The following is a 20,580-nucleotide window of genomic DNA, read 5'->3' on the forward strand; positions in this document are numbered from 1 at the left end:
ATACTTATATTTAAAGATAAAGGTTGTAAAAATGTCACCTTCTTCAATAAAAAAGATTTGTTATACCTGTAAGTTGCTTAACTGTTGTTAATTAACGGCTGCTCCATTAATTTTGCACAGCAGTTTGATATGAATCTCGCTACTGCTTCTGTAGTATTACATTACAAGCCTTGTGCCAAATTCAACTAAAACTACAATCACCTGATTATCAATACCTATACAAAATACACAAAGCTTACTTATTCCTACCATGGGAATAACAACAGCTACATATTCCCAACACAGGAACAGCTACAGAAAGTATGGCGCTGACTTTATTTTTATAACAGGAGCAAACAAAACCGAGTGATGTCTTTGCCTCGTAAGTAGTATTTCGCTTATTGTTGATAACAAGCATAGATTTAGGTATTTTAAACTTATCCTGACTGATGTGGGTTTATTAAAAATATAGCTCTAATTTTGTAACACACTTTAAACTTTAATGATATGGGTATCACCAACATTTTCTTGTTTCTAGGAGGCCTGGGAGGTACAGAAGTTATCCTGATCCTGCTTGCGATCTTATTGCTTTTCGGTGCTAAACGCATCCCTGAATTAGCTAAAGGTCTTGGCCGCGGCATCCGTGAGTTCAAGGACGCCACCAAAGAGATCAAAAATGATATCGAAACTTCCGTAAAGGACGACAACACCACTGCTAAGTAATAATTCAGAAACTATATAAGGTAGCAACACCATGTGCCTTAACACTGTTTTCCTTTTCCTGGGGGATCTGGGAGGAGGAGAAATGCTGGTTGTAATGACTGCATTCCTATTATTGTTTGGTGCCGATAAAATTCCGGGTGTGGCCCGCTCTTTTGGCAGAGGCATTCGTGAATTTAAAGACGCAACAAACGAAATCAAAAACGAACTAGAGCAATCCATCAAAGACGACCCTAAGTCCAAAAAAGATTGAGACAGTATAACTCGCTACGCCAAATCCGCACCGATATAGCCAATGGGCAAGTATCGTGCAGACAGTTGGTAGAACACTACCTTCAGAACATAAAGCAGAAAGCCCAACTGAATGCTTTCCTCGAAACATTTGATGAGGAGGCTTTTGCGCAGGCCGATGCTGTTGATCAAAAGCTTGCAAACGGCACAGCCGGAAAACTGGCAGGTATGGTAATAGGCATAAAGGACGTGTTGGCCTATAAAGGCCACAGCCTGCAAGCCTCCAGCCAGATCCTGAATGGTTTTAAGTCGCTGTATACGGCTCCTGCTGTACAGCGCTTGCTTGAGGCCGATGCCATTATAATTGGTCGCCAGAATTGTGACGAGTTTGCCATGGGTGCTTCCAACGAAAACTCATCTTTTGGCAATGTGCTTAATGCAGATGCAGAAGACAGAGTACCGGGTGGTTCTTCGGGTGGTTCAGCAGTAGCTGTTCAGGCTGATTTATGCCTGGCTTCTATCGGCTCCGATACTGGCGGCTCTGTGCGCCAGCCAGCTTCTTTCTGCGGCGTTGTGGGGCTTAAACCAACTTATTCCCGCATATCACGCTATGGCCTGATTGCCTATGCTTCTTCTTTTGATCAGATTGGCTTCATCACCAAAAGTGTAGAAGATGCTGCCCTGTTGCTAGAAGTAACTGCCGGGCCAGACGGAATGGACAGTACAGCTAGCCAGCGCGAGGTTCCAGCTTATAGCGAGTTACTACAAGCAGACAAAAAGTATAAAATCGGGTACATTCGTGATTGTTTTGAAAGCGAAGGCCTGGATGCTGAAGTAAAAAACGCTATCCTGAATGTAAAAGATATGCTGAAGGAAGCTGGCCACGATGTAGAGCCGGTAGAATTCCCATACCTGGATTACATGGTGCCTAGCTATTACATCCTGACAACCGCCGAAGCCAGCTCTAATTTGGGCCGTTTTGACGGAGTGAAGTATGGCTTCCGATCAGACAATGCTACAGACCTTACTTCTCTGTACAAAAAGACCAGAGCCGAAGGCTTTGGCCCGGAAGTACAGCGCCGTATTGTGCTTGGCACTTTTGTGCTCAGTGCAGATTATTACGATGCTTATTATACTAAAGCACAGAAAGTAAGGCGCTTAATAAAAGAGAAGACGGACGAGTTGCTTCAGGCATATGATTTTCTTATCTTGCCTACTGCTCCTACCACAGCCTTCAAGCTTGGAGAGAACACAGCAAACCCGTTGGCAATGTACCTGGCCGATATATTTACGGTACAGGCCTCTTTAGCTGGTGTTCCAGCCATCTCTATACCAGTTGGCCGCGACACTAACGGTATGTCCATCGGGTTGCAATTAATGACTCGTTCTTTTGAGGAGCCTCAATTATTGGCTTTCTCAAACTATATCATGGACAAGATAACCGTTGAAGCATAAACTTTATCATGACCTACAGTAAGTTCTTTACATTGCTTACGGCTATGGCCGGCAGCATCTGGACCATTAGCGCCAGTGCTACCAGCCATAGCCGTTTGCATGAAACCCCACTGGCTCAAATCACAGACTCGCAAAATCCTAAAGGCGACACCACTTTGCTCTCTCCTGAAGAACTGGCTTTGATGGTAGAAATTATTCCGAATGAGCCAAACGAGTTGATTGCAGATCGTTTAACCTGTCTGGAATCTGAGATTCCGCTGGTGTTTAATGATTATGTAAGGAACTTTGTTGATTACTTTACCATTCGCAACCGCAAGTATACGCGCACGATGCTGCAGCGCGAAAATGTATACTTCCCGCTTTTCGAGAAATATCTTGATAAGTATAACATGCCGGATGAGCTAAAATATTTGGCTATTGTAGAGTCAGGCCTATCTCCAAAGGCGCAGAGTCCTGTGGGTGCTGCTGGCTTATGGCAGTTTATGAAGCCAACGGGCCATGAGTATGGCCTCGGGCAAACATCTCACACAGACGAGCGCCTGGACCCTGAAAAATCTACAGATGCGGCACTGCGCTTTCTGCGTCGCCTGCACAACTACTACGGCGATTGGGAACTAGCATTAGCGGCTTATAACTGTGGACAGGGCAACGTAAACAAGGCTATTCGTAAAGCCGGAGGAGGCAAAAAAACCTTTTGGGAGATATTCCCATACTTACCCCGCGAAACCAGGGGTTACGTACCAAGTATGACAGCCGTGCGTTACGCGATGCACTATGCAGGAGAGCATCATATTTTCTCTGATTCTATACTTTACGAGCCCCAAGTGGAATACCTGGAAGTAAAGCAAGCGCTGGATGTGGAAAAACTTGCAGCAGAATTACATTTGACTTCTGCTGAATTGATGGCGCTAAACCCGGAACTAAAGAAAACGTCTCTTCCAGATAACATGCGCAATTATAAGTTGCGTATTCCGGCCACTCGTGCTGCCTTGCTTGCCAGTGCGAATGACAAGAGCTGCATTTTAATGGCAGCTGCCCCTACTCCACCGCAAGCAAAGGAGCACACGCCTATGCTGTTAGCAGCAGTGAAACAAGAAGCTGAACCTGATAAAACTGAAGCTTCGGCCGAGGTTGAAAAAACAACTTACATTGTGCAGCGGGGCGACAACCTGACACAGATTGCCAACCGACACAACGTTACGATAGAGCAGTTAAAAGAGTGGAATGGCTTGGCCGGTAACAGCCTGATGCCAAATCAAAAATTACAGGTGCTACAGCCTGTACGCACTGAGCCTGCTGCCACACCTGCCTTACTGGCTTCTGCCAAAACTGATACCAAGCCTGCTGCCGGTAAGCCATCCTTGCAAAAGCAAGAGCAGCTTATTTACCATGTGCAGCCAGGGGATACGCTTTGGCAAATTTCACAAAAGCATAATGGCATTCCTGTAGAGCAAATTAAAAAACTGAATAAGCTTAAAACAAATGCCATCAAGCCTGGTCAAAAGTTGATTTTAAGCTAAAACATGATCTTATAAGCCACTCTAAAGCACCTTCTGCACAAGAAGGTGCTTTTTCATTTTCAGGAATAAAGACATCTCCTCATGTTAAAAAAACCTTAAATTCTGCCTGCATAAGTATTGCACCCCTTATCTTTGGAGGCTCAACTTTGGATTAACGGTAATTTCTTGCAAAATTGGTCTTTAACCAGCTTTAGTTGGAAAAACTAAAGCTACCTGTTGGCCAAGGTGAGCAGAGCCACATTACACACAAAACCAGTATGATTAAAGTAAACAGAGAAGACGCCCTAAACTACCATATGGAGGGCAAGCCTGGTAAGATTGAAGTAATACCTACTAAAATGGTAAGCACACAGCACGACTTGGCGCTAGCTTATTCTCCGGGTGTTGCCGAGCCCTGCAAAGAAATTTACGCAGACAAAGACAATGTTTATAAATATACTGCCAAGGGTAACCTGGTAGGAGTAATATCGAATGGTACAGCTGTACTCGGCTTGGGCAATATTGGCCCGGATGCCTCTAAGCCCGTGATGGAAGGAAAAGGCGTACTGTTCAAAAAGTTTGCAGGTATAGATGTTTTTGACATCGAAATAGATTGCAACGACCCTGAAGAATTTATTCGAATCGTTAAATCGCTGGAGCCAACTTTCGGTGGTATAAACCTGGAAGATATCAAAGCGCCTGAAAGCTTCAAAATAGAGAATGCTTTAAAGGAGCAGATGAATATTCCGTTGATGCACGACGACCAGCACGGAACAGCCATTATCTCAGCTGCCGCCCTGCTAAACGCACTTGAACTCACGAACAGGAAGATTGGTGACATCAAAATGGTAATAAACGGTGCCGGAGCTGCTGCCATTGCCTGTACAAAGCTTTACATAGCGTTAGGAGCACACCTCGATAATATCGTTATGTTTGACAAAGACGGTATTATACGACCGGAACGGGATGATCTTGATATCTACAGAGCCCAGTTCGTGACCATGCGTAAGATAAATACGCTACAAGAAGCCATGCAGGATGCAGATGTATTTGTTGGTCTTTCCGCTGGCAACGTGTTACCTGCGGAATATGTGCAGTTGATGGCCCCGAACCCGATCATTTTTGCACTCGCAAACCCGGACCCGGAGATTCCTTATGATACGGCTATGGCTACACGACCTGATTTGATTATGGCGACTGGTCGCTCTGACCATCCAAACCAGGTAAACAACGTACTTGGATTCCCTTACATTTTCAGAGGCGCTTTAGATGTTCGTGCCACAGAGATAAATGAAGCCATGAAACTGGCTGCCGTTAAAGCCCTGGCAGAATTGGCAAAAGAACCTGTGCCGGAGCTGGTGCATAAAGCTTATGGTGATAATACTATCAACTTTGGCCGTCTGTACCTGATACCTAAGCCGCTTGACCCGCGCCTGATTACGACCATCTCTCCGGCAGTGGCAAAAGCCGCCATGGAAAGTGGTGTAGCACGTAAGCCAATCACAGACTGGGAGGCGTATGAGGATGAGCTAAGAGAACGCATTGGCATAGACCAAAAGCTAATGTCGCGCATTACCATACAGGCTAAGAAAGATGTAAAGACGGTTGTGTTTGCAGAAGCAGATCACTACAAGATACTCAAAGCCGCCCAAATTGTAAATGAGCAGCACATTGCCAACCCTATACTGCTAGGTAACCGCAAGCGCATACAGGCCATTATAGATGAGAATAATATGGACCTGCAGGGTGTTAAAATAATTGACACCTATGAAGAAGGCGAAAAACGAGAGGAATACGCAAAAATCTTGTTTGAGCGACGCCAGCGCAAAGGCCTGACCTTATTTGATGCACAGCGCCTGATGCGTGACCGTAACTACTTCGGCAGCATGATGCTGGATACCGGAGAAGCAGACGCTCTGATTTCAGGCCTTACCCGCGACTATTCTAAAACCATCTCCCCGGCACTACAAGTGATTGGTGTGGAAGAAGGTATCAACAAAGTAGCAGGTATGTACATTATACTTGGCCCAAAAGAGCCATATTTCTTTGCAGACACCACGGTAAACGTGAACCCAACTGCCGACGAATTGGTTGATATCATTGGTCTGACAGCGCGTACGGTAAGGTTCTTTGATACAGATCCTCGTGTGGCCATGCTATCATACTCTAATTTCGGCTCAGTACAGGGCGATATTCCGAGTAAAGGGGCAGAGGCTGTCAGAAAAGCAAAACAACGTTATCCAGGCCTGTTGATTGACGGTGAAATGCAGGCGAATACTGCGCTGAACCGCCAGTTACTGCGTGAACACTATCCTTTCAGCGAGCTGGCTGAAAAAGGTGCTAACACGCTGGTGTTCCCGACCTTAGCATCAGGCAATATTGCTTATAAGGTGCTACAGGAGATAGGCGGAGTAGAAGTAATAGGCCCGGTACTGATGGGTATGCGCAAACCAGTACACATTCTTCAGCTTGGCTCATCTATTCGCGATATCGTGAATATTGTAGCCATTGCTGCGGTAGATGCACAAAACAATAATAAGCAACGTATATAGATGATAGCCTATATAGACGGCAAATTGACACATAAAGATCCAACCTACGTCATCATAGAAGCGAATGGCATAGGGTATCAGATCAAAATTTCATTAGCTACGTATTCTTCGTTGCCTACTGGTGAGCGTTGCAAGCTGCATACTTTTTTACATATCAAAGAAGATGCACATACCTTGTACGGCTTTACCGCAGCAGCTGAGAAAGATGCGTTTTTACATTTGATTTCAATTTCAGGAGTGGGCCCCAATACGGGGCTCATGATCCTGTCATCTTTGTCAGTAGAGGAAATACAGCAGGCAATTGTGCGGGAGGATGTGCGGACTATTCAGAATGTGAAAGGTATAGGCGCGAAAACAGCGCAGCGTATCATCCTGGAACTGAAGGACAAGATGAAAAAAGAAGTATTATTATCGGATGCTTCTGCTCCTGCTGCTTCGCACAATACAAACCGTGCCGAGGCGTTATCAGCTTTAGTAACGCTTGGCTTTGCTAAGAATGTTGCCGAGAAAACCTTGGACTCTATCATTAAACGCGAGGGTGGAAACTTAAGTGTAGAAGAGTTGATAAAGTTTGCCTTGAAGTCTTCATAAGAGAATATATACCCAATTTTGATCTGGAAAAGTAAAAAGCCCAACCTGCTATTTATACTGGTTGCTTCTATTTCATTGCTTGGCTGGTGGGCTCAGGCTGAAGAACTGCGCACATCCCGCCAGTTCAAATTGGCTATTCTCAAAGCTATTTTATCTCAACAGGATACAATCCGGCAGGATACGACAAAGTATATTCCAAGCCGAAAGCCAACCTTTGTTCCTTCAGATCGATATGGGAGCCCTTTTGGCACACGCTCCACCTCTTCTCCTCTGCTGTTGGGCCAGCCCAGCAACATTCAGCTAAACGTAGAGCTGGATGATAGCCTGCAGCAGTACAACATTACCGAAACAATCGGAGATAGTGTGCTGTACCGGCCGCCGTCTTCTATGTCGATGCGTGAATATTCAGAGTGGCAGCAGCGTGAGGCCATTCGTGATTACTGGCGCGCCAAGTCTGCCGGCCTGGATGGCGAAAGTGTGGTAAGCAGCAACCGCCTTATCCCTAAGCTATACATCAGCCCGGTATTCGATCGCATCTTTGGGGGTAACTATGTAGACATTCAACCGAACGGTAACGTGTCGCTGAAGTTTGGGGCACGCTTTAACCGCAACGAGAACCCAACTATTCCCCTTAGCCAACAACGCACTGGCGACTTTGACTTTGAGCAGAATATCTCCTTGAACCTGGTTGGGAAGATCGGCGAAAAAATGCGCCTGAACTTTAACTGGGACAACAATGCCAACTTCGATTTTGAGAATAACATGAAGTTGGATTATACTGGTTATGAAGAAGAGATTATTCGTAAAATAGAAGCTGGTAACGTTAGCCTGCCGCTAAACAACTCATTGATTACAGGCGCACAGAACCTGTTTGGTGTAAAGGCGCAGCTGCAGTTTGGCCGTTTGGGTGTTACAACCATTGCCTCTAGTGTGCGTGGCACTAACGATGAAGTAGTGATTCAAAACGGTGGCCAAAACAAGCCATTCGAAATTCGTATGGATCAGTATGACCGTGATCGTCATTTCTTCCTGTCGCAGTTCTTCCGGAGCCGCTACAATGATGCACTTAAGCCTTTGCCGCTCGTAAATTCCGGTATTGTTATCAGGCGAGTAGAGCTGTATGTTACCAACAACAACCGCTCTACCGAAAACCTACGAAACATAGTGGCTTATATGGACTTGGGCGAGGCCGATCCTTACCGCAACCGTTTTGAGAGTGGCAGACCAGCTACTGCTCCTGCCAGTAACCAGGCAAATACCTTATACAGCCTAATTTCACCACGAACAAGTGCGGCACGCAGTAACTCAGGTGTGGATGCTTACTTACAATCCTTGGGGCTGGAGAAAGGGACAGACTTTGAGCACGTACGTGCCCGTAAGCTGGAGCCAAATGAGTATCGCTTCAACCCACAATTAGGCTATATCTCACTTAACACGGCCCTGCTACCAGACCAGGTGCTAGGTATATCTTTTGAGTATACTTACAACGGAAAAACCTATCGGGTAGGAGAACTAATAGATGATTATCAGAACCTGGATTCTGAAAACGTAATCCACATGAAATTGCTGCGCGCTACCAATCCATCTTTAAACTTCCCTACCTGGGATTTGATGATGAAAAACGTGTATGCGCTGGATGCCACGCAAGTAAATCGTGAAGACTTCAGGTTACAGATCATTTACAAAGATGATGAGACTGGCGTTGACCTGACAAGTATAAAAGAAGCAAGTCCCATCCAAAATATACCGTTGGTGGAGGTGTTTAACCTGGATAACGTAAACTCGAACAACGACAGGCCAAGCGACGGTAATTTTGACTTCTTGCCGGGCATTACCATTGACACAGAAACAGGGCGTATATTTTTCCCACAGGTAGAGCCGTTCGGCGATTATCTGGCCAGCAGGCTCGAAGGCAGTCCGAACCTGGTAGACCAATATGTGTTCCAGGAGCTGTATGATCAGACGCAGACGGATGCACAGCAAAATAATGTAAAAGCCAAGTTCTACCTGAAAGGTCGGGTAAAATCTACTTCTTCTGACGAGATTATGCTGCCAGGCTTCCAAATTGCAGAAGGCTCAGTGGCTGTTTACTCAGGAGGCACGAGGCTGGCAGAAGGTACTGATTACCAGGTATTCTATGACCTTGGCCGTATCAAGATTTTGAACCCAAGCTACCTTAGCTCTGCCAACGACCTGCGTGTAACGTACGAGAAAGCAGAGTTGCTGAACATCCAGCCGCGCACGATGCTGGGTGCCCGCTTTGATTACCGCCTGAACGATGATGTAAATATCGGTGCGACTGTTTTACACTTAAATGAGCAATCCTACATCAACCGGGTAAGTATAGGTGATGAGCCAAGTAACAATACCATTTACGGATTAGATGTAAACCTGCAGAAAGAGTCGCGGATGCTGACCAGATTTGTAGATGCCATACCGCTTATCCAGACCAAGGTGCCCTCGCTCATCACCTTTAGTGGCGAGTTTGCACAGCTGGCTCCATCTAAATCTAAGTCTAACGCCAACGAAGACGGAGCTTCTTACATAGATGACTTCGAGGGTGCAGAAACACCTTATACCTTGGGCGGATTTAATAACAGCACATGGCGCTTAGCAGCCACTCCGGCACCTTTAGCACGCGGACCAGGGCTGGAATATTCCTACAACCGTGCAAAAATGGCATGGTATACGATTGATCAGATATTCTACCGCAACTCTGATAACCTAAAGCCTAAAAGCATCACTGATGAGGAATTAAAAAACAACTACGTGCGGGGTGTATGGCGCAACGAGGTATTCCCTAACAGAGATGCAGAAATAACTAACACGTACGAGTATACTTTTGACCTGGCTTACTACCCACGCGAACGAGGCCAGTACAACTATAACCCTAATTTAACACCGCAAGGCCTGTTGGCAGAAGATCCGCGCAAAAACTGGGGCGGTATCAGCCGTGAGATTTCTTTTGATACGGATTTTGACAACGCCAACATCGAATACATCGAATTCTGGCTGATGGACCCGTTCATTCAGGGGCAGTATGGTAGAGATGGTGCTTTTGGCGGAAATGTAAATGCGAAAGACCCTGGCCAACTAGTACTGAACCTAGGTAACGTATCAGAAGACATCTTGAAGGACAACCTATACTCTTTCGAGAACGGCCTGCCAACCTCTGCTACTGATGCACAACCTCTGGAGGAAACAATTTGGGGACGGGTTACGCAGCAGCAATTTTTAACAGATGCCTTTACAGGCGTTCCGGGAGGCCGCCAGTTTCAGGATATTGGCTTGGATGGATTAAACGATGCTGCCGAAGCTGATTATTTTAGGGCGCCTTTTCTAAACCGGATAGCCGGTACTCCACCACAGACCGTACTGGATGACCCCTCGGCAGATAACTTCCGTCACCACCTGGACCCACTGTATGACCAGCAGAATGCAGGCGTATTACAGCGCTACAAAAACTACAACGGCATGGAGAATAACTCTCCAGCCAACAGCATTTACTCCAACTACGCCTTCCCCGACAAAGAAGACCTAAATGGTGATAACGTTATCACCGACCTGGAACAGTATTTTGAGTACAAGATCAACCTAAGCCCTGACCAACTTGCCGTAGGCCAGAACTATATTGTGGATCAGGTAAGGGGGACAAATAAAACCAACGGGCAAGAAGTAACCTGGTACCAGTTCCGGGTACCAATTCGTCAGCCAACTAACACCATAGGCAACATCGATGGCTTTAAGTCGATTCGCTTTATGCGTATGTATATGACTGGCTTTGCTGACCCTGTGCTGCTACGTATGGTGCAGTTCCAGTTCGTGGCAAACCAGTGGCGTAAGTATGAGAAGCCTCTTACAGATGGCACGCCTTGCCTTACTTGTACAGATGATGTGCGTAATTTCACGGTGTCTACTGTAAATATTGAGGAGAATGGCCCTAATAATGTAAATTCAGATACAAACATCCCCTATGTACTGCCACCAGGTATAGATCGCCTCCGTGACTACTCCTCCACCAACGACCGCCGCCAGAACGAGCAGTCGCTGCAGCTGTGTGTAGAGGATCTGAAGGATTCTTTTTCAAAGGCAGTATATAAGAACCTATCACTAGATATGCTTGCCTATAAGCAGCTGAAAATGTTTGTGCACGCCGAGTCACGTGACCAGTCTATTCAGGATGGCGACATGCAAGCCTTTGTGCGTATTGGCACTGACTTTACGCAGAACTACTACGAGTATGTGGTGCCGCTTAAGTTTACTCCTCCCGGCAGTAGCACATCTTCTACTGTTTGGCCATCTGAAAATGAAATCAGCATTACACTTCAGGAGCTAGTAGATGCCAAAGTAGCACGCAATGTAAATGCGCCGGGCAATATCTATGTTCCTTATACCGTAACCACCGCTGATGGAAAAATCATTCGGGTGGTGGGTAACCCAGACTTTAGCGAGGTAGAAGGCATTATGATTGGTATCCGTAACCCATCAGAGCGCAACGCAGATGCACGCCCGCACTCGGCCTGTATTTGGGTGAATGAATTGCGGGTAACTGACTTCGTGAACAAAACGGGTTGGGCCTCTACCGCCCGCTTTAATGCTAAACTTGCTGACTTTGCCAATATCACAGCCACAGGCGCTTACACCACAGTTGGTTTTGGAGGTCTGCAGCAGCCTTTATCATTACGTGCCCGCGAAGACGTGGCGCAGTTTGATGTAAGTGCCAACGTGGTGCTGGATAAGTTTCTGCCGGAGCAGTGGGGTGTGAAAGTGCCCATGACAGTACAATATGGCGTAACTACTGCTCAACCACAGTATGACCCGCTTGACAAGGACGTACCCCTGAAACAGTCGCTTTCGAAGTTTGAAAACGATGAGGCCCGAGATGCCTATAAAAAAGAAGTAATCACGCAGGAAACGCGCAAAAGTATAAGCCTGCTCAATGTGCGCAAAGAGCGGACGAACCCGGAAGCCAAAGCCCATATCTATGATATTGAAAACTTTGCCTTCTCTTACTCTTATGCTGAACGCCTCTATACGGATATAGAAACTGATCGTAACTTCACTAAAACGTATACAGGTGGCATTGCCTATACCTATGATAATACGCCACGCAGCTACCAGCCTTTTGCCAACAGCGAAAAGCTGAACTCGCCGTACCTGCGCATTATCAAAGACTTTAACTTCTCGTTGCTGCCAAGCCGCTTCTCTGTTCGCGCTGACCTCAACCGCTTCTACAACGAAACATATTTGCAACGGCCTGACCCGGAGACGCGGTTTGTAACCACAAGAGGTATTGCTCCTACTTTCCAGAAGTCTTTCTACTTTAACCGCATCTACGATATGCGCTGGGACCTGACCAAGAGCCTGTCGCTTGACTATACTGCCACCAATCGTTCTGTGATTGATGAGCCAGACGGCCGCATCAACAAAGACGTGGACTCGCTGACTTATAAGAACAAAACGATTTGGGAAAACCTGGTGAACGGGGGCCGTAACACAAACTTTAATCAGCTTATTGCTTTAAACTACAAGTTGCCGTTTGATAAGTTTCCGCTTACAGACTGGCTAAGCGCCGATACCCGTTATGCTACATCTTATATCTGGACGGCTGGCTCTACGGCACTAAACCAGGACACAACGTTCAGGCTAGGCAATAATGCCGAAAACAATGTGGAGTTTAGCGTAAACGGCCGGGTTGACTTAGTGAAGCTATACAATAAGGTGAAATTCCTGAAAGATGTAAACACACCTGCACCAGCAAAGCCAGCAGTACCAGCAGCAGCAGACACTACCGAGAAAAAGCCTGATTACAAGTTCTTAAAATCGATGGCTCGTGTACTGATGATGACCCGTTCGCTTAACGTAACCTACCTGGAAAACAGAGGAACATTGCTACCTGGTTACCTGCCGGATACAAAGCTATTTGGCTTTAGTGATTCTTTTGATGCGCCTGGGCTACCGTTTATACTTGGCAAGCAGTATGAGCTGGACGAGCTTTATGCACAGGCAAACAGCAAAGGTTGGTATACCGATAGCAGCCAATACCTGAACACACCTTTTAGCGGAATTCGCACGGAAACATTTACGGGGCGGGCAAACCTGGAGCCGTTCCGTAACTTTAATGTGGCTGTTGACATACGCCGTACCAAATCAGAAATTGAAGAAGTATTCTACCGTAAGGAAATTGATGACTTTGGTAACATCAGCAACAACGACCAACGCCAGAACCCGTTCACGTCGGGCTCGTTCAGCACCTCGTTTATGGCGCTGGGTACCTTATTTGAGTCTACCGAAGATGGCTTCTCAGATGCATTTGAAACCTTTATCCGAAACCGCCATGTAGTTCGTGATAAGTTAACCTCAGCCAACCCGGCAGCCGGAGATTCAGGTTATGCGCTTAACTCGCAGGAGGTGCTGATGAAGTCATTTTTATATGCCTACCAGGGCCGCGACATTAATGGCTATACTGCCAAATCTGAGAGTCCGTTTAGTCGCCTGCCTATACCAAACTGGGCAATTACCTACAACGGTTTAGAGCGTCTTCCGATCTTCAGTGAGTGGTTTAGCCAGATCAGCTTGTTACATGCCTATAATTCAAGTTATAATATTACCAGCTATACAACCTCATTGGCATACAACCAGAAGCCAAACGGGTTTCCGACACAGCTAAACGAGTTTGGCCGGCTAGAGTCATACTACATCGTAAATCAACTGACGGTGACAGAGCGACTGGCTCCGCTCTTAGGCATCAACTTCAGGACAAAGACTAATTTAACTGGCCGCTTAGAGTATAAAGTGGAACGCAATTTATCGCTTAACTTAACAAATGCGCAGATTACGGAAACTAATGTAAAGGATTATGTGATTGGCTTCGGCTATACTACCAGCAACTTTACCTTGCCTTTCAGGATTGGCGGTCAGCGCAGAACGCTGGAGAATGAGCTGACTATGCGCTTAGATTTTTCAGTGCGTGAAAACCAGACAATACAGCGTGCCATCTCTGACGACGGAAACGGTGCAGAGCGAAGCCAGAACCAAATAACGAATGGAACGCGCCAGTTGCAGTTGCGCCCTACTATAGACTATGTGCTGAGCCAGCGTCTGAATCTGCAGTTCTACGTTTTACGAACAGTGTCTGACCCTAAAATTTCAACATCGTTCCGTAACAGTGTAACCGAAGGCGGCATTCAGTTGCGAGTAAGTCTGCAATAAAGTTTTAGCATTGCAAAAAAGGCCGTATTTTTGAATCAAAATCTAAAAATACATAATCAATGAACTTACCTGAGAACCTGAAGTATACCAAAGATCACGAGTGGGTACGCGTAGAAGGCGATGTAGCCTTTGTAGGCATTACTGATTTTGCACAAAGCGAATTAGGTGATATCGTTTACGTTGACATTGATACTGTGGACAAGCAGATCAACCAGGATGACGTATTTGGTACTGTAGAAGCTGTAAAAACAGTTTCTGACCTGTTCAGCCCATTAAGCGGTACTGTGCTGGAGTTTAATGAGCAATTAGAAAACAGCCCTGAGCTAGTTAACTCTGATCCTTACGGTGACGGCTGGATTATTAAAATGTCTATTGATGATGCAAGCCAGGTAGAAGGCTTATTATCTGTTGAAGGCTACCGCGAGGTAATTGGCCAGTAGTCTTTTATAAGCAGGTGTGATACTTCGTTACAACCTATTTACTATTATTTGGGCAGCAGTTATACTTTTGTTAACACTGCTGCCCTCTTCTTCCCTACCTTCTGTTTCTGCCTGGGATTTTTTCTCTATTGATACAGTAGCACATGCTTTTCTGTTTGCAGTGCTTGTTTTCCTGATGATCGTGGGGCTATCAAAGCAAACTACTTACCCGCATCTGAACCACTACGCCATACGGGCAAGCTTATTCATCAGCACCATGTTCGGCATTTTTATCGAACTGCTGCAGCACTTCTTTATCTACGGCCGCCAGGGCGACATTATGGATGTACTGGCAAATACGCTTGGCTGCCTTTTGGGTATTATTTTTTTTAAGTGGATTTATATCTGGTAGTATAGACTTATACTTGCTATGGCTCTGCTGCTACGGCAAGCAATCCTGTTTCATCTTACTGTTTTTACTATATTAGAAGTATGAACAGATATATTGCCCTTCTCTTTTTCCTGCTGCACCTAGGCTCATGGGCAGCTCTTGCGCAAGACATGCCGCGTGTGCGCCACACCATCGACACCCTTACCTCCGGCACCATGCATGGCCGTGGCTATATATTAAATGGCGACAAAAAGGCAGCCGCATATATCCAGAACAGGTTTCAGGAAATGGGTTTGCAGCCACTTGGCCAGTCGTACTTGCAGGAGTTTGGATTTGCCGTTAACAGAATCGTGCAAACGCCTGTACTTAAAGTTGGCGGAGCAGCCTTGGTACCAGGTATAGATTTTCTGGCCCAGGCAGGTTCAGCGTCTGGCAAGGGAACAGTTCCTATACTTTTGCTAGATACCCTTGTTTTTTCTGATGCCAGAGTAGCTAAAAAATTCTTCCGAAAAAGTTTGGCGGGCAAAGCACTTGTGTATCACCAGCGGGATCAAAAGCAGCTTGCTAAGCTCCCAGCACAGTATCAGCAAAAGCTGCAGGAGGCGAAATTACATGTTATACTTCAGCCTGGTGCATTGTTGGCAACGGTGGCTTTGCGACAGCAAGCACTGCCTATACTGGAGGTGCAGCAAAGCAAATGGCCAAGACAAGCAACGGAGCTATACTTTGAAGTCAAGGCTGAATTAAACCCGCAGCATATGACCCAAAACGTGTTAGGGTTTATTCCTGGCAGTCATCAGCAGGACTCTGTAGTGGTTATCACAGCGCATTATGACCATTTGGGAGGACAAGGCAGCGATGTATACTTTCCGGGAGCAAACGATAATGCAAGTGGCACAGCTATGCTCTTGGAGTTGGCGCAGTATTACAGCAAACCTGAAAACAGGCCCAAGTATAGCATTGCCTTTATTGCTTTTGCCGCTGAAGAGGCTGGCCTTCTAGGCTCCTTTTACTATACAAAGCATCCCTTGTTCCCGCTTCGGCAAATTAAGTTTCTGGTAAACCTGGACCTTGTCGGAACCGGCGACGATGGCCTGATGGTCGTGAATGGCAAAGTACATGAGCGTGCATTTGAACTGCTACAGCACCTCAACGAGCAGCGCCAGTACCTGAAGCAGATCAAAAGCCGTGGCAAAGCTGCAAATTCAGATCACTACCCTTTTTCAGAGGCCGGTGTCCCTGCTTTCTTCTTCTATACCCTTGGAGGCACTACCGCCTATCATCATGTGCAGGACCACGCCCAGCAGTTGCCGCTTACCAAGTTTCCGGAAGTGTTTCAGTTGATCATTGATTTTGTAGCTGCCCTTGATCCAGCTTAGTCAGCGTGTTGGCATATAGCATCAGCAGGTATGGCCTGGCTCAAATACCTGCTGAGAATCACCCACACAAGTATAAAACCTGATCGTGCATCAAGAGCATGTAGAAACGTATGCGATGCACTACAAAAGCCTCTATTATAAATGGGCATCAAGCCTACTTTTATGCCCGTTTATAAATCTTAAATGATTGTTTTTAAGCTTGATTTTCTGTAGATTCCGTACAATTTTACGCTAATGTGCCGTCAGTGCATTTTATACTTTGTGTGTTATGCGCAATCGCTTGAAAACAACTTTTGCAGGTATTTTATTCTTACTGGCTGGTACAGCTACTCCTACACTGGCACAGCAGTCCGAACTTAAGTCAACAGTCAAAATAGCGACTTCTCTGGCTCAGACCGCTACAGCAGAAGCGCCCCAACAGGTGCGTATATTACCTGTTGATGCCGCCCAGTTTCAAGTATGGCTACAGGAAAAGCTGCCGCATGTAAAAGCTAAAGCAATTACCTCTTCATCAAGTATAACCCTTACTAATTTAAAACCCGGCGACCTGGCTGTATTGCAACAAAGCTCCTTAGTTAAATATATAGACAGGGCACATATACAGGCAAAAGAAGAACTGGAATTAAAAGACAGCGATTTAAGCGCCAATAGCATTTCTGCTTTACACGCACGTTATCCGGAACTGAATGGCGAAGGGCTGCTTGTTTCAGTTAAGGAAAACCCTTTTGACACCACCGATATAGATTTTAAAGGCCGTATTATTTCTTCTCCAGCTTTTGCTGAAGTCCATAGCACACACGCTACCACCATGGCTACCATTATCGCAGGTGGCGCTAACTCCACACCGCTGGCGCAGGGTGTAGCCTGGGGCAGTATGATTACCAGCTCAAGCTTTTCTAATTTAATGCCTGATGAGACTGCCGGCTTAAAAGCAAATCAGGCAAGTGTACAGAGCCACTCGTATGGGGTAGGGGTAGAAAACTATTATGGTCTGGAAAGCATGGCTTACGATGAGCAGGCACTTGCTTACCCAGAGCTGCTACACGTGTTCTCGTCGGGCAACAGCGGTAGTGCCACTACTGAAACCGGAGCTTACGCAGGTATAGCCGGTGTAGCAAACTTGACCGGTCAGTTTAAAACATCAAAAAACAGCCTGAGCGTTGGCGCTTTAGATACAAACCTCGCCGTTGGGTCACTTAGCTCTACAGGCCCAGCGTACGACGGCCGCATAAAGCCCGAACTGGTGGCACATGGCGTGGGGGGCACTTCTGAAGCTGCCGCTGTAGCATCTGGCGTTGCCTTACTTGTGCAGCAGGCCTATAGCCTAATTCACAATGGCGCTTTACCTCCTGCCGCACTCGTAAAAGCAGCTCTGATAAACAGCGCTGATGATGTTGAAAACCCACAGGTAGACTTTAAAAGCGGCTATGGCAATGTAGATGCCCTTGGAGCAGTAGAGACAATCAAACAAAACCGGTATTTTTCAGGAAGCGTAGCAGCCGGCGCCACAGCTAAGTTTATACTTCAGGTACCGGAGGGCGTGCAACAGCTAAAAGTAACCTTAGTTTGGCATGATGCGGCTGCCTCTCCTGATGCTCCAACAGCGCTTATCAATGATTTAGACCTACGTATACAGCATGTTGGCACTAATCAAGTGTGGCAACCTTGGGTACTAAATTCTTATCCTCATCCTGATTCTTTAAATAAAACTGCTACACGTGGAGCGGATCACCTAAACAATGTAGAACAGGTGACGATAGCAAGCCCTACTTCCGGCACTTATGAATTGCAGGTGGAGGGGTTCGACTTACCGGAAGGGCAGCAATCATTCTACATCGCATACGAGTACACTGGCGGACTTGCATGGCTTAGCCCCACTTCGAACAATAGCCTGATCGCAGGCAGCACCAACAGGATCCGCTGGAGTAGCGGCGGTACAGGTACTGCCCGATTAGCATACAAGCCCCATAACAGCTCTACCTGGATAGAGTTATCTGGTAGTGTAGACCTAAAGCAACCATACTTTGACTGGGCTGCGCCGGACACAATTATGATGGCGCAGCTTCGGCTTACGACAAATGAGCAAACGCTGCTTTCACCGGAGTTCCTGCTCGCACCTGTCCCTAAGCCGGCTATCACGCTTAACTGCGAAGGCCAGGTGCTCCTTCAATGGCCTGCTCTTAAGAACGTAACACATTACCAGGTATACAGCCTGCAAGGGCGCTACATGCAGCCTTTGCAAGCTGTATCAGATACAGTAGCCATACTTTCCGGACCCGAACAGGAGGCAAGTTATCTTGCTGTTGCCCCCGTATGGGCTAATGCAACCGGTAGCCGCAGCCGCAGTGTTACCTATAATCCGGAGGCAACGCTATGCTATATTGCTAATTTCCTCCCAAAGCAGCTTGTAATGGATTCTGTTCTGTTTGATCTTGACCTAAGCACCGTTTACAACTTAAAAGAGATAGCCCTCGAACGCTTTGACAAGGGTACTTATGTAGTGGTGCAGCCAAAAGCCTTAACCAACCAAACCAAGTATAAACTATACGATCCAGCGCCAGCCACAGGTATAAACCGTTACCGTGCCCGTGTTGTTGGGTTAGATGGGCAAGTATACTATAGCCAACCAGAAGATGTGTTTTATACCCAGCGTGGCTTCGTTCAGGTAGGCCCAAACCCGGCAAGAGCCGGCGAGGAAGTACAGGTGATAGCGCACGGCGAGGGTATTGTACAGCTACAGCTTTACAACATGATGGGGCAGCTTGTGCATTCCTCTACGGATGGCGGTGTTTTAAAAACAGTGCCTACAGCTGGTTTAGCTGCTGGCATCTATATACTTAGGTTACAAACAGAACAGGGCGAGAAGCTAGTTACACGTTTGCTTGTGCAATAATAGGTACTTCATCCCAAACAATTTACTGCCTGACCTGCGTGTAGCTAATTAGTGGCTCTTCAGTTTTTAAAAGCCACTATCGTTTCTATAAACAGCTTCAACTTTGCAACAAGCTGCTCTTTAAAATTACTTCAATGCTCTCTATCCTTCTGCTAAACTTCCTTTATACTGAAGAAGTGCTTTCCCATACCTCAACTTTATACTTTGCTCGGTAGATTTAAGAGTAAAGCTGTTAGATACGTCAGCTTTGGTGTAAAACATGCTACTGCGTAGACCTACTGCTGCCAGCAGTTAGAGACTGGTTATGAATTGTTTTACATGCGATTTTCGGACATACACTTATCAGTTTCATAGTCTATGCTATCAGGTAAGCCATCAAAAAACGGCCCCTACAGCTTTCGCTGCAGGGGCCGTACCCTTATATTTTACCGTTTTAAGTAGCTTTGTAATAAGGTATTAGTAAAGGTAGTTCAGTGCAGTTCTGTCGTTTGAGTTAAACGGACGGTTACCACCTGTACCGATGCAGGCAAGCATCCAAGAGTTTGGATCTGCACTAGCTGGCGTACCAGGTATCTGGATAGCACCTACTGAGCTTGCGCCTTCGTTGGTGTAACCACCACCACAGCTATAGCTTCTGTCCATGTAGTCGGTGTGACGGAAACCGATGCAGTGACCAAGCTCGTGCGCCAGGATAGTTGCCAGGTAGCTTGTACCAGGGTTTGAGCCCAAGTAAGAAGAGTTAACCTGTACTCTGTTGTAAGGATTACCACCAGAAGGGAAACCAGCAGAGGCAAGGTAAGAAGATCCGCTAGGAGCGTTTGTGAAAAGCACATCATAGCCAGAAGATACACGCTGAAACTTAAGCTTCAGGTTTTCTGCATTATAGCGGCGCACCATTTCATCTACAGCAGCCACATAAGTAGATGGCAAGTTAGAAGAAATAGCAACTTTGATAGTACGTGTAGTACCAACGCTAACCAGGTTGTTGGTGCGGTACTGTTCTGCCTCACCTACCCGCAACGCTGTTTGTTCGTGGTAGCTGCTCAGGTCTTTTTCAGACAGCATAATGTCACCTTCTACCAGGTAGCCACCCTCCACACGCTGCACATTGTGGTTGTTGAAACCCATGGCAGAGATTTTCTCCAGCGCTTGAGCTGAAACTTGATCTGGTGTAGAAACTTCATCCTCTTGCTGGCATGAAGAAAAACTGAATACAGCTGCAACAGCCGCGAGAGCTAATAGACGTCTCATTTTCATAA

General features: G+C 46.3%; 12 protein-coding genes. 11 read left to right on the forward strand and 1 reads right to left on the reverse strand.

Going from position 1 to position 20,580, the window contains the following annotated elements; all coding sequences use genetic code 11:
* The first annotated feature begins 486 nt into the window (after window positions 1-486).
* From tatA to ACFQ2O_RS09910, 11 genes are all read left to right on the forward strand, one after another.
* Window positions 487-702 (forward strand): twin-arginine translocase TatA/TatE family subunit, encoded by a 216-nt coding sequence (tatA, locus tag ACFQ2O_RS09860; protein ID WP_377526571.1) that lies wholly within the window; start codon window positions 487-489, stop codon window positions 700-702.
* Window positions 703-733: 31 nt separating this feature from the next.
* Window positions 734-952, forward strand: coding sequence for a Sec-independent protein translocase subunit TatA/TatB (locus ACFQ2O_RS09865; protein ID WP_377526574.1), 219 nt, complete (start codon window positions 734-736; stop codon window positions 950-952).
* The gene (gene gatA / locus ACFQ2O_RS09870) at window positions 949-2,385 is read left to right on the forward strand and encodes an Asp-tRNA(Asn)/Glu-tRNA(Gln) amidotransferase subunit GatA (RefSeq protein ID WP_377526577.1); all 1,437 of its coding nucleotides are present in this window, start codon (window positions 949-951) and stop codon (window positions 2,383-2,385) included. The genes ACFQ2O_RS09865 and gatA overlap by 4 nt, the downstream gene beginning before the upstream one ends.
* An 8-nt stretch (window positions 2,386-2,393) precedes the next feature.
* Window positions 2,394-3,905 carry a lytic transglycosylase domain-containing protein gene (locus ACFQ2O_RS09875; protein ID WP_377526580.1) on the forward strand — a complete coding sequence of 504 codons (1,512 nt, stop codon included), beginning with the start codon at window positions 2,394-2,396 and terminating at the stop codon, window positions 3,903-3,905.
* Window positions 3,906-4,162: 257 nt separating this feature from the next.
* The gene (locus tag ACFQ2O_RS09880; protein WP_377526605.1) at window positions 4,163-6,436 is read left to right on the forward strand and encodes an NADP-dependent malic enzyme; all 2,274 of its coding nucleotides are present in this window, start codon (window positions 4,163-4,165) and stop codon (window positions 6,434-6,436) included.
* The gene (gene ruvA, locus ACFQ2O_RS09885) at window positions 6,437-7,027 is read left to right on the forward strand and encodes a Holliday junction branch migration protein RuvA (RefSeq protein WP_377526582.1); all 591 of its coding nucleotides are present in this window, start codon (window positions 6,437-6,439) and stop codon (window positions 7,025-7,027) included.
* An 18-nt stretch (window positions 7,028-7,045) separates the two neighbouring features.
* The gene (gene sov / locus ACFQ2O_RS09890; protein WP_377526585.1) at window positions 7,046-14,239 is read left to right on the forward strand and encodes a T9SS outer membrane translocon Sov/SprA; all 7,194 of its coding nucleotides are present in this window, start codon (window positions 7,046-7,048) and stop codon (window positions 14,237-14,239) included.
* Window positions 14,240-14,298: 59 nt separating this feature from the next.
* Entirely contained in the window at window positions 14,299-14,679 is a 381-nt protein-coding gene (gene gcvH / locus ACFQ2O_RS09895; protein WP_377526588.1) for a glycine cleavage system protein GcvH, read from the forward strand.
* A gap of 67 nt (window positions 14,680-14,746) precedes the next feature.
* Entirely contained in the window at window positions 14,747-15,070 is a 324-nt protein-coding gene (locus ACFQ2O_RS09900) for a VanZ family protein (protein WP_377526592.1), read from the forward strand.
* Between the two features lie 80 nt (window positions 15,071-15,150).
* Complete coding sequence (locus tag ACFQ2O_RS09905) at window positions 15,151-16,428, forward strand: M28 family metallopeptidase (RefSeq protein ID WP_377526596.1); 1,278 nt, start codon at window positions 15,151-15,153, stop codon at window positions 16,426-16,428.
* A 268-nt stretch (window positions 16,429-16,696) separates the two neighbouring features.
* A complete protein-coding gene (locus ACFQ2O_RS09910) occupies window positions 16,697-19,321 on the forward strand; it encodes a S8 family serine peptidase (RefSeq protein WP_377526599.1) in 2,625 nt (874 codons plus the stop codon).
* A 456-nt stretch (window positions 19,322-19,777) separates the two neighbouring features.
* Here the strand turns inward: ACFQ2O_RS09910 and ACFQ2O_RS09915 are convergent.
* The coding region (locus ACFQ2O_RS09915; protein ID WP_377526602.1) for a M57 family metalloprotease at window positions 19,778-20,580 on the reverse strand (803 nt) is incomplete at its 5' end.

This window comes from Pontibacter rugosus, assembly GCF_042678745.1.
Classification (GTDB): domain Bacteria; phylum Bacteroidota; class Bacteroidia; order Cytophagales; family Hymenobacteraceae; genus Pontibacter; species Pontibacter rugosus.

Excerpts from the sequence above, each read along its gene's own strand:
- ACFQ2O_RS09875 (WP_377526580.1), top strand. The coding sequence starts at position 2,394 with ATGACCTACAGTAAGTTCTTTACATTGCTTACGGCTATGGCCGGCAGC.
- ACFQ2O_RS09865 (WP_377526574.1), top strand. The coding sequence starts at position 734 with ATGTGCCTTAACACTGTTTTCCTTTTCCTGGGGGATCTGGGAGGAGGA.
- ACFQ2O_RS09880 (WP_377526605.1), top strand. The coding sequence starts at position 4,163 with ATGATTAAAGTAAACAGAGAAGACGCCCTAAACTACCATATGGAGGGC.
- ACFQ2O_RS09910 (WP_377526599.1), top strand. The coding sequence starts at position 16,697 with ATGCGCAATCGCTTGAAAACAACTTTTGCAGGTATTTTATTCTTACTG.
- gcvH (WP_377526588.1), top strand. The coding sequence starts at position 14,299 with ATGAACTTACCTGAGAACCTGAAGTATACCAAAGATCACGAGTGGGTA.
- ruvA (WP_377526582.1), top strand. The coding sequence starts at position 6,437 with ATGATAGCCTATATAGACGGCAAATTGACACATAAAGATCCAACCTAC.
- tatA (WP_377526571.1), top strand. The coding sequence starts at position 487 with ATGGGTATCACCAACATTTTCTTGTTTCTAGGAGGCCTGGGAGGTACA.
- ACFQ2O_RS09905 (WP_377526596.1), top strand. The coding sequence starts at position 15,151 with ATGAACAGATATATTGCCCTTCTCTTTTTCCTGCTGCACCTAGGCTCA.